The organism is Sulfuricurvum sp. (genome assembly GCF_022759005.1).
Classification (GTDB): domain Bacteria; phylum Campylobacterota; class Campylobacteria; order Campylobacterales; family Sulfurimonadaceae; genus Sulfuricurvum.
The window spans coordinates 1-10,208 of sequence record NZ_JAEMQA010000015.1 but is presented as its reverse complement, the minus strand read 5'-3'; the positions used below and the strand labels follow the sequence as shown (position 1 = coordinate 10,208).

The following is a 10,208-nucleotide window of genomic DNA, read 5'->3' as shown; positions in this document are numbered from 1 at the left end:
TCACGGTAACTACACCGTCTTCTGGGATTTCAAACGTTGTCGGGTGTGAACCGTACTCTTCCGCTTTTTGAGCCATCAAACCGACGTTTGAAACGGATCCCATTGTGGTAACATCAAATTGTCCGTTCTTTTTACAATCTTCGACAATTTCAGAATACATCGTTGCATAGCAGCGATCCGGAATCGTAACGACACATTGGTTTACTTTTCCGTCCGGTCCCCACATTTTCCCGCCGTCACGTATAACAACCGGCAACGAAGCATCGATAATGATGTCGTTTGAGAAGTGAAGGTTTGTGATCCCTTTATCCGAATCAACCATCGCCATCGGTGCGCGAGCTGCGTAGACCGCTTGCATTGCTGCATTGATCTGCGCTTGTTTTTCTGCTGAAAGTTTTTGCATTTTTTTCTCAAGATCACCAAGACCGAGATTTGGATTGATACCGACAGATTTGAAATCGTCTGCAAATTTCTCATAAACATCTTTGAAGAAAACCGATACCGCATGACCGAACATGATCGGGTCACTTACTTTCATCATTGTTGCTTTTAGGTGGATCGACCAAAGGATCCCTTTTTCTTTCGCTTCATCCATTGACTCTGCAAGGAATTTGCGAAGTGCCTTAGCGGACATAAATGTACCGTCAAGTACCTCTTTATCAAGTGCGTTGATCTCTTTGAGGGTTTTACCATTCAAAGCGATTACAACTTTTCCGTCACCTTTTTTCGTAACGGATTGCTCATTTCCGTAGAAATCACCGCTGCTCATGTGAGCAACGCGTGTTTTTGAATCAGCATCCCATGCACGAAGTTTGTGCGGGTTTTTCTTTGCAAAGTTTTTAACCGCAACCGCTGCACGACGATCTGAGTTCCCCTCACGAAGAACGGGATTTACCGCAGAACCAAGACATGTTGCATAACGTGCTTGAATCTCTTTTTCTTCATCGGTTTGCGGATCTTCAGGATATGCCGGAAGATCGTAACCTTGAGTTTGAAGTTCTTCGATGCACGCTTTTAGTTGTGGAATCGATGCCGAAATATTTGGAAGTTTGATAATTACACCATCAGGTTGAGTAACAACCACACCCAATTGTGCAAGATTATCTGGAATACGCTGAGCGTCACTCATTCTCTCTGGAAAAGTAGCGATAACACGACCTGCAAGAGAAATATCACTTGTAACAACTTCTATACCTGCTGCTTTTGTGAATGCGTTTACGATTGGAAGAAGCGAATAGGTAGCCAAAGCTGGTGCTTCATCGATTACTGACCAAATGATTTTTGCCATCAGGTTCTCCTGTTATTTTTTTATACGAGCATCATAACACTTACAGAGAAATTTTTACTGTTTGAAACACTTTTAGGTGCAGAAAGTTGCAAATATGTTTCATTTTGTAGCATTTACTATATTTTTATGGTGTGTAGAAAAGTAACTACTATACACATGCTCCCCATTTTTACCTCGAACAAAATAGAGGTAGTCGGTATGTGCGGGGTTGATAGCCGCATCGATCGCTTCTTTGGATACATTACATACGGGATAAAGCGGTAATCCTTTATTCTTGTACGTATTATAGGGAGTTTTATCCGTTCTAATACGAGCTGCAGTCACCTTTTGATGAGAAAATTCACCGTAATTTAGTGTCCCGTCCATTTGGAGGCGCATCCCCTTTTTGATCCTGTTATCGATGACAGAGCTAACATACGGCATATCGGAGATTGAAGCGGCTTCTTTTTGGATAACCGAAGATTTTGTTACAATTTGTAACCATTTTTGGCTTTCAGAATCCAAATGATACCTCATTGCCAGTTTTTTCATTTTCTTGTCGGATTCATTCAGCAGATGAACTATAAGCTTCTCTTCACTGATTTCATTCGGAATGCTGTAGGTTTCAGGGACAAAATTACCCTCTTTCAAACGGGCATGTTTCTCATACGCCTCATGAAGTTTATCGTTATTCAATGAAAGTTCTTCCGCCATCTGACGCAAAAAGATCTCCGTAGTTTCACCTGGAATCAACGTCACAGCTCGGCTAACGGCTTTTGCAGTTGTTAGATAATACAAAAAACCGATACGGCTCATCTTCGGTTCTTTTACCTCTATCCACCCTTGCTGCGGCTGACCGATAAAGCGCAAAATAAAGGCATCTATTTTATGAAGATTTACCCCATCTTTTTGGAGGTGTGATATACTTTTAAAGACTGAACCTTGCGGGATATAGACGATTTTGGGGGATGTAACGGTAGAAAATAGGTACGCTATGAAAGAAATAATCGCCACCAAGATAATCCCAAAAACCCACAAAAGCGTTCTATTTTTTTTACTTTTCATTTTTTTTCTCGGTTTTTTTACTTTTATCGCTTTATTAGAGGGTTTGCGCATCGACAAGCTTTCCTTAGGGGGGGTCAAAGTAGAGCAATTATACCTAAAATGGGACAATTCACTCCATATTAAAGCGGCAAAATTAGATTTCAGTTCTGTAAAATCGGACAATACCGCCCTCTCCCTCAAACCTCTCTCAAAACTCCCGAATATCATCCGAAATGTCAAGAATTGGGTCAGTTCAATCCAAATAGATATTATTCAATATAAAAACATTAAAGGATCTTTGGATTACCAAAAAAACCGCAAAGGATACCTAACGCTCTACGGAGAAGACAATGTCCGCTTTATCGGAACCTTTGATCTGAACTCCAGTGATTTTTCTCTCCATCTGCCTCGTTATCAGCTTCGTGAAGCCCTAATCGGTACGACCCTCAAAATGGATCTCACACACCAACGCCTTTACGCCATCCTCGATCTTTCCCTCCCTCAAACACCCAAGATGACCGCCCATTTTGTAGGAGATTCCGATACTCTCCGTTTCAGAGCGGATGCAGCCGGTAACTTTACTACTCTCAAGCCACTCATCGATTTTATCGGTGTTGATCCTGAAGTAGAACCATGGATCAACGAATACGCAAAAGCCTCTTACCTACGCCTCAACACCCTAAGCGGACTATTCCATTACAATGAGCCTAATGAGCTTATACGGAGCCTCAAAGCCGACGCAACCGTTATCGGTGGAGCCTACACGTTTGCAACAGGATTTGAACCGATCAAAGCACCTCAAATCGATTTACGATTTGCCAACGGAAAGCTCTATATCCTCCCAAGAAACGGTTCCTTTTATTCTCTTCCGACGGAACAAAGCTATCTCACCATCGATTTCGCTCCCGAACACACGATTTTAGATGCGTATATCCGTACCGCGCATGCCAAACTCAATGATCCGATATTAGCGCTTCTTCATTTTTACACTATTGATTTGCCTCTCAAACAGACACAGGGAGTTTGCGCCGTAGACTTGTCGTTATCGATTAATTTACACGATTTTACGACCGTTGCAAAAGGATCATTTTCTCCCTCGCCATCTGAGATTATATTGAATCAAATCCCTCTGAGAACCGAAGGCGGCATAATCCGTCTTGAAGGGACACGCGTCGTATTCAATGATTTTGTCGCCCACTATGGTGATCATTTGGCCGATGCGCGAGTGAACGGCCAATACGATGCTTCTGCGGAAACCGGAGTCGTTTTAATCAATCCCTACGCCGTTTCGGCACTCAAAGGGAATCTTGCTCTCCAAATGGCAAACAAACCTTTTAGCGTTACATACACCATTGCGCCTAAAGGTGATAGTGTCAGTGTTTCAGCTTCACAATGGAATTTCTTTGGCGAAAAATTCTCATTGGAAGCGTTTGAAGCCCCCTTTGATTATCAACGATCAATGCTCTCTATCCAGTCACTCCCGTTCGTTCTTGCGGAGAATGTAAAAGGATCGATTAACGCTATTTTTGACGGCAGTAAAAAACAAACAGATGCCACTATCCGATTGAATCAGTTCAAATTCGGAGAAGTCGAACTCCAACATGTTCCTCTCGATTTCACGCTACATTATGCCGATCAAGCCCTCCAAATCTCTAATGAGGGGGCTTCGGCTTGGTCTGTTCACCAGCTGCCGATTTTGACATCACCGTTTAAAATTGAATACAAAAACAACTCGATAGTATTTGATGATGTGGAGACTGTTTTAGGGGATCTGTTAAAAGGCTCATTTAGCGGTTCATACGCTATCGATCAGCAAAAAGGGCGTGTCTCTTTGGAAAACATGATTCCTCTTTCACCCAAGATGTCTCCGATTATTGATCGAAAAGAGTCTCTTGAATTGTTGGTCAATGTGGATAATGATGCCATTATGATCAATGCACCCGCTTTGCGCGCCCATTTTTCAACCATCCCAAAAGGGTGGAAAATCTCACTGGACGATATTTCACTCCTCTCCACTCGATCTCCGATTTTACGAAAATACAGTATCGACAACGGTTTCTTAAATATCTACTATTCAGGGGAGAGCTCCCGTTACACTTTTAACGGAGAGGTTGAATATCCCTACCCGCTTATGCTTATCAACGATATTCCGATGTCCCATTATAAATTCAGCGGAAGCCATCAGAATACGACTACCACCGTACGGGTCAACGATCGTATCACTATCTCACAAACTCCCGAAACGATCAATGTCCGTGCCAATAATGCAGGGCTCAATCTTCCGATATTGTTCAAGTTTCTCTCAAAACATCAAAACGAACGGGAAAACGACTCCAACAGCGATCCATTGCCAACTATTCGGATCTACGCAACCAATTCTTATTTGTATTTGATGAGCGGTAGAAAAATTCTCACCGATACGCTAAGTGCAATAATGAACGATGAAAATTTTGACGCTTCTATGCACTATATGAACGGAACGGCAAACCTCAAAATCCGTAATGAGCTTTTTTCGATTGAGGGAGATGGCTTCAATGATACCTTTATGAAACATCTGTTCGCTTTGAGTGATTTTAGCGGAGGTAAATTTTCGTTTGAGGCCAAAGGGAAAACCGATTCATTTGAGGGGTTGATGCGTGTTGAAAACACTGTTTTAAAAGATTATAAGGTTCTTAATAACGTATTGGCGTTTATTAATACCGTCCCCTCTTTGGCGACGTTTTCACTACCGAATTACAATTCAAAAGGGCTTCCTGTCGATGAGGGATACGCCCACATCGCGTATAAAAAAGGGGTTGTTTCGGTCGATAATTTTACCCTCAATTCCCCTGAAATGAAAATCATAGGAAGCGGGCATGCCGATTTCAACGATAATCAAATCGACGGTCTTCTAACCCTCAAAACCGATTTAGGCTCAACGTTGGGGAAAGTCCCGATGGTTGGATATATACTGCTCGGAAACGATGGTTCTCTCTCCACCACACTCAATATTAACGGCAAGCTTGATGACCCAAAAGTAGAGACGGCTATCACAAAAGAGATCGTTACCGCTCCGTTTAATATCCTCAAACGGACACTGGTTTACCCGTTTTTATGGATGATGGATGATAAAACAACAAACAAAAAATCCAATTAAACTATTCTCACGCCCTACCGATATATAAATAATCCTTTAGAGGAGGTATCGCTAATGGATTCAATAAGCAGCAATGTAAGTAGTGGGCTTGAAATCTATGCAATGAAAAAAGCGCTAGAAATACAAGGTCAGGGAATCATGAAAGTATTAGAGAGTGCATCGCCCACTCCTAATGTTTCAGGATCTGAGCTTACCGGTCTGGGTCAAAATCTTGACACTAAGGCTTAGTCTACAGCTATTTAGATAGCTGTAGCATCTTCTATTCGTTCCGTAGAACCGTCAACACATCCACTTCAGACGCTTTTTTTGCCGGATACCATGCTGAGAGCAAGACAATCACAAATGCTCCAATGATGATAGAGAAGAAATCGACGACGCTCAAATCCAGCGGCAGTGTCGACGTGGGATAAACATCTTTAGGAAGAGAGATGATATCAAACGTTCCAAGGATCCACATCCCAAAAAAGCCCAAAACTGCCCCCGTTGCAATCCCGAGTACTCCGATAACCACACCGAGAATCAAAAAGGTTTTCTTGACCTCTTGCTTGGATGCCCCTAATGAGATGAGCAAAGCAATCTCACTGCGACGATTCATCACGGTCATCAACAACGAAGAGATGATATTGATCGCGGCGATGAGGATGATCAGCATCAAAACGATAAAGAGGGACATTTTTTCCATTTTCAAAGCCGCAAAAAAGTTGCCGTTGTCTTCCCACCATCCGCGAACCGAAACGGTATCGGGCAATACGGCAGCAAGGCGTTTTATATCAACTTCCGGATTGGGAGAATGGACATGGATACCGTCATAGAGGTTCTCTGGGATCCCCAAAATACGCTGCAAAGAGTCGATTGAGGTGTACGAGAACCCTTTATCGTAGGCACTGAGTCCAGAGTTAAACGTCGATACCACACCGAATCGTTTGATTTTGGGGGTGAGTGCCATGCCACCCGGCTCCATTTGAGTGAAAATATAGGTGAGTTTGTCCCCCGAAGAGAGTTGAAACTCCTCTTTGAGCGATTTACCCACCATCACTTCAAATTTACTCGGCACTCTCGTTTTTAACCCCTCCGCAACGATACGATTAACTTTGGCTTCTTGTACAAAATCGACACCGAATAAATAGCCCCCCTCCATCTGATCGCCGCTTCGCGATAATACCGCAGAAGTGACATACGGGCTAAAGGATAAATCGGGAAACTGTGTACGTAGAGTGTTGACTAATTCCGTGTCACACGTTGCATAAAATTTGGGCTGGATCGTGATCGGATAGTTCATGACGGTGAGTTTCTTCTTAAACTCATTGTCAAAACCGTTCATCAGTGCCATGGCAATGATAAGAACCATTACCCCAAGGGCAATTCCGGAAAACGCAAGGAGTGCAGAAAGGAAGATAAACGGCTGCTCTTTGTCAAAGCGCAAAAACCGTTTGACAAGATAGGAGACGATATTCAAGAGGCAAATACCCCTTTTTTCGGTCCCGATTTTCCGCAGCAGTTTTTATATTTTTGACCGCTTCCGCACGGACAATCGTCATTTCGGGCGATTTTTTTCTCTTCGGTATCGTGTTCTTGATGGTTAAGAGACATCCGCATCGCCTCTTGACGTTTTTCCAATTCCATTTGGCGAGCCAACGCTTCGGCTTCCTCTTCGGCACTCTCCACACGGAAACGGATGACATGAAGGGTTTTGATCGTATCGTATTTGATTGTCTCAACCAACTCGCTAAAGAGATTAAAACTCTCTTTTTTATACTCAACCAACGGATCTTTTTGATTATAGGCGCGAAGACGGATACCCGTTTTCATGCTGTCCATTTGATAGAGATGTTCACGCCACGCACTGTCAAGCGTTTTGAGATAGATTTCGCGCTCAATTTCACTGCGAACCCGATCATCCAATACGGACATCTTTTCATCGTATTGCGCTTTGAGTATCGAGAGGGTCGTATCGTGAATTGTAGCAAACGCTTTGTCGCCGTACATAGATGCGTCAATATCGGCATTCATCTCTTCTTTAATCGTCAATACCAGACGTTCAAGATCGATCTCCTCTTCACTAATCCCCTCAAAAATGCCACAATACGCCAACGTACGATCAACATAGTCGCTGCGGATTAGATTGATCTTCTCGGCAACGTCATAGTCTGGATCGAGCAACTCACTGCGAAAACGATAAATGATTTTACGCTGTTCGTTGGCAACATCATCGTATTCGACAATGTTTTTACGCCCTTCGAAGTGCATATTTTCTACTTTTTTCTGCGCTTTTTCAACCGCACGGGTCACCATCGCCGATTCAATGTACTCACCGTCTTCAACACCCAGACGTTCCATGATCGCTTTGATTTTATCAGAGCCGAAAATACGCAATAGGTTATCTTCGAGAGAGAGGTAAAATTGACTGGTTCCCGGATCGCCCTGACGCCCTGCACGCCCGCGAAGCTGATTGTCGATACGGCGGTTTTCATGCCGCTCCGTTCCGATAATGTACAATCCTCCGAGAGCTTTGATCTCATCGCTGACTTTGATATCAACCCCGCGTCCCGCCATGTTAGTTGCAATCGTAATCGCCCCTTTTTCCCCGGCATTTTTAATAATTTCACCCTCTTGAGCGTGATTTTTCGCGTTCAATACGGTATGAGGAATTTTCTCCGCTTTGATAAGGGCATGGAGTTTTTCCGATTTTTCGATCGATGCCGTACCGATCAATACCGGCTGACCTGAGGCATGTAGCTCTTTGACTTTGGCGATCACGGCGGCAAATTTTTCCGCTTCCGTTTTATAGATCAAATCGTTCAGGTCTTGACGGATAACCGGCACATTGGTCGGGATCGAGATAACGTCGAGACTGTAGATTTGGGCAAACTCGGCCGCTTCGGTTTGCGCGGTTCCCGTCATACCGCCGATTTTGTCGTACATACGGAAATAGTTCTGATAGGTGATGTCGGCCAAGGTTTGGGTCTCTTCCTTGATAATAACGCCCTCTTTGGCTTCCAATGCCTGATGGAGTCCTTCGGAATAACGACGCCCTTCGGAGAGACGCCCGGTAAACTCATCAACGATAACAATCTGCCCCTCTTGGATCACATAGTCGACATCGCGTTCAAAAATGTAGTTTGCTTTGAGTGCTTGATCAAGGTGATGTGAAAGGGCAGAGTTTTCAATGCTGTAGAGGTTATCGACACCAAAAAGCTCTTCGGCACGGGCAATCCCCTCTTCGGTGATGAGAATAAGACGATCTTTTTCATCGACGCTGAAATGTTCGTCTTTGATCATCGCTTTGGCAACCGCATCGGCACGGGTATAGTTATCCAACGTTCGGTTTGTCGGTCCGGATATGATAAGCGGTGTACGTGCTTCATCGATCAAAATCGAGTCCACCTCGTCGACGATAACATACGAGTGACCGCGTTGAACCATCTGCTCACGTGAATAGGTCATATTGTCACGAAGATAGTCAAAACCAAATTCATTATTCGTGCCGTAGGTAATATCGCATGCGTACTGTGCACGTTTATTGGCAGGATTGTAGTTTTCATCAACCAATATTCCCGTCGAATATCCCAAAAATGCATACAAAGCCGACATCTGTGTTCCATCACGCGCCGCCAAATAATCATTGACGGTGACAACGTGAACCCCTTTGCCGCTCATTGCATTAAGCGCTACTGCCAATGTCGCAACGAGGGTTTTCCCCTCCCCCGTTTTCATCTCTGCGATTCGTCCCTCATGCAGTACCATACCGCCGATCAACTGTACGTCAAAATGGCGCATCCCCAAAACCCGCTTAGATGCTTCACGGGTAATGGCAAACGAATCGACCAATACCTCTTCAAGTGTTTTCTCGCCGTTTTGAACCATTGCTTTGAGCGCACTGAACGCATCTTGCAGCGCATCATCGCTCATCTGCGCAAAATGGGGTTCACGTGCATTAATTTGAGCAGCTTTTCTGAGATATTTTTTGATTTCACGATCGTTTTTCGTACCGAAAATTTTACCGAGGAACGTTTGGAGCATTAAAAGCCTTCATTATGAACAGTATTTAAAAAGTCGTTGATTTTAACATACGAAAACTATTGTTTTGGTTAATGAGCATTAGATACAATGTCATATTTATTCTATTCAAGGATTTTATGTGCGTTTTTTACCCTTTCTGTTTGCTTTGGCATTGACACTTTTCGCATCTCCCAAAGAGATTACCTCGTTTAACAGCAAATTTGTCCAAACGATTCTCGATGCGAACGGCAAAAAAATACTCTACACGGGGGAACTATGGGCGAGCAAACCGCAAAATGCTCTCTGGGTCTACCAAAAGCCGATCCAAAAAAGCGTTTTTATCAACGGACAAAAAATCACCGTGATTGAGCCTCAGATTGAGCAGGTAACGCTACGTACTCTCGATGATGAAATCGACTTTTTACAGATCATCCAAAAAGCGAAACAAGTCTCTGAGGATAAATACACCGCGACTATCAAAGGTCAAACCTATGCGGTAACGTTCAAAAATGAGACCCTTAACTCGATCAGCTATACCGACGGATATGACAATAAAGTCACAATCGTATTCACAAACCCTTCCCAAAACAAAGCGATTGAAGCGAGCCGTTTCAAGCCGATCATACCTGCTGATTTTGATGTTATCAAAGACCGTTAACTTTTCTAAACCTATTACCCAATAGTTACTCGCTACCCATTAAGATGTCGTATCGATAACAATTCAAAGGCCATTGTATGCTCAGTCGATGTATAGCAACTCTC

At 43.5% G+C, this 10,208-nt stretch carries 7 protein-coding genes; 3 read left to right on the top strand and 4 right to left on the bottom strand.

Annotated elements, in window-relative coordinates:
• Both JHC35_RS00900 and mltG read right to left on the bottom strand, forming a co-directional pair.
• A partial coding sequence (locus JHC35_RS00900; protein ID WP_295041496.1) for an NADP-dependent isocitrate dehydrogenase occupies positions 1-1,288 on the bottom strand: 1,288 nt, incomplete at its 3' end.
• A gap of 99 nt (positions 1,289-1,387) precedes the next feature.
• Positions 1,388-2,332, bottom strand: a complete 945-nt coding sequence (gene mltG / locus JHC35_RS00895) for an endolytic transglycosylase MltG (RefSeq protein ID WP_295041495.1) — start codon at positions 2,330-2,332, stop codon at positions 1,388-1,390.
• A 43-nt stretch (positions 2,333-2,375) separates the two neighbouring features.
• Between mltG and JHC35_RS00890 the strand changes: the two genes are divergently transcribed.
• Positions 2,376-5,447, top strand: coding sequence for an AsmA-like C-terminal domain-containing protein (locus JHC35_RS00890; protein WP_295041494.1), 3,072 nt, complete (start codon positions 2,376-2,378; stop codon positions 5,445-5,447).
• A 54-nt stretch (positions 5,448-5,501) separates the two neighbouring features.
• A complete protein-coding gene (locus JHC35_RS00885) occupies positions 5,502-5,675 on the top strand; it encodes a hypothetical protein (protein WP_295041493.1) in 174 nt (57 codons plus the stop codon).
• Between the two features lie 31 nt (positions 5,676-5,706).
• Here JHC35_RS00885 and JHC35_RS00880 read toward each other — a convergent pair whose 3' ends face one another.
• Both JHC35_RS00880 and secA read right to left on the bottom strand, forming a co-directional pair.
• On the bottom strand, positions 5,707-6,903 hold the full coding sequence (locus JHC35_RS00880) for an ABC transporter permease (protein WP_295041492.1): 1,197 nt from the start codon (positions 6,901-6,903) through the stop codon (positions 5,707-5,709).
• Positions 6,900-9,467: a preprotein translocase subunit SecA gene (secA, locus tag JHC35_RS00875; RefSeq protein WP_295041491.1), complete on the bottom strand. Its 2,568-nt coding sequence runs from the start codon at positions 9,465-9,467 to the stop codon at positions 6,900-6,902. Before secA ends, JHC35_RS00880 begins: the two co-directional genes overlap by 4 nt.
• Positions 9,468-9,585: 118 nt before the next feature.
• On the opposite strand from secA, the gene lolA reads away from it, so the two are divergent.
• On the top strand, positions 9,586-10,104 hold the full coding sequence (gene lolA / locus JHC35_RS00870) for a LolA-like outer membrane lipoprotein chaperone (RefSeq protein WP_295041490.1): 519 nt from the start codon (positions 9,586-9,588) through the stop codon (positions 10,102-10,104).
• The last annotated feature ends 104 nt before the right edge of the window (positions 10,105-10,208 follow it).